Source organism: Pseudomonas sp. KCJK8993, from assembly GCF_046230915.1.
In the GTDB taxonomy this organism is placed as follows: Bacteria; Pseudomonadota; Gammaproteobacteria; order Pseudomonadales; family Pseudomonadaceae; genus Aquipseudomonas; species Aquipseudomonas piscis.
Genome location: NZ_JBJJLO010000249.1, coordinates 1 through 1080, shown reverse-complemented (window position 1 = coordinate 1080; position 1080 = coordinate 1). Strand labels below are relative to the sequence as shown.

Genomic DNA, 1080 nt, shown 5'->3' with positions numbered 1-1080 from the left:
GCAGCCCATCGCGATTGTCGGAATGAGCTGTCGCTTCGCACCGCAACTTTCCAGCCTGGAGAGTTATTGGGACTTTCTGGTTCAAGGCCGCTGTGCGGTCGGTGACTTGCCCGGCGACCGCTGGGCCGATTATGAGAACAGCAGTCCCGAAGTGGCGGCGGCGCTGAAGAAGGCCACGCGCCGTGGATGCTTCATGGAGCGGATCGATCATTTCGATCCGGGATTCTTCGGTATTTCTGCCCGCGAGGCGCAGTCCCTGGACCCGCAGCAGCGGATGATCCTGGAACTGGCCTGGGAGGCGCTCGAGCACGCCGGCATCCCACCATTGATGATCAAGGGCAGCGAGGCGGGGGTATTCGCCGCCGCCAATTCGTTCGACTACGGGCACCGGATGCTGGCCGACCTGAGTCATATCGAGCCCTGGGTGGTCAACGGCGGGATGTTGTTCGGCATCGCCAACCGGGTGTCCTACATCCTCGACCTTCACGGCCCCAGTCTGGTGGTCGACACCGCCTGTGCCGGCTCGCTCACGGCGCTGCACCTGGCCTGCCAGAGCCTGCGCGATGGCAGTACCGGGCTGGCCCTGGTGGCGGCGGTGAACCTGATGACATTCCCCGGTTTGAGTCTGGCGCTGGATGCTTCGGGCGCCACGGCGGCCGATGGTCGCTGCAAATCCTTCGATAGCGCTGCCGACGGTTATGGCCGCGGGGAAGGAGCGGGGGTGCTGGTCCTCAAGCGCCTGGACGATGCATTGCGTGACCAGGACCGGATACTGGCCCTGGTCCGGGGTTCGGGGGTGTTCCAGGACGGCCACAGCGCCGGGATGATGGCGCCCAACGGCGAGGCCCAGGAGCTGATGCTGCGCCAAGTCTATCGCCAGGCCGATATTCCCTGTGCCTCGGTGCAGTACGTGGAGGCCCATGGCACCGGCACCCGCCTGGGGGACAAGGCCGAGCTGACGGCGATTTCCCGGGTGTTCGGCAGCACGCGCAGCGGCGGCGAGAAATGCCTGGTGGGCTCGGTCAAGCCCAATATCGGCCACCTGGAAGCGGGCGCCGGCATCGCCGGCTTGATCAAGGC

General features: G+C 65.8%; 1 protein-coding gene. It reads left to right on the top strand.

What is annotated here, in order from left to right:
* Positions 1 to 22 precede the first annotated feature (22 nt).
* Positions 23 to 1080 (top strand): polyketide synthase (locus ACK6AU_RS31995; RefSeq protein ID WP_409303772.1); only part of this gene is annotated, 1058 nt, incomplete at its 3' end.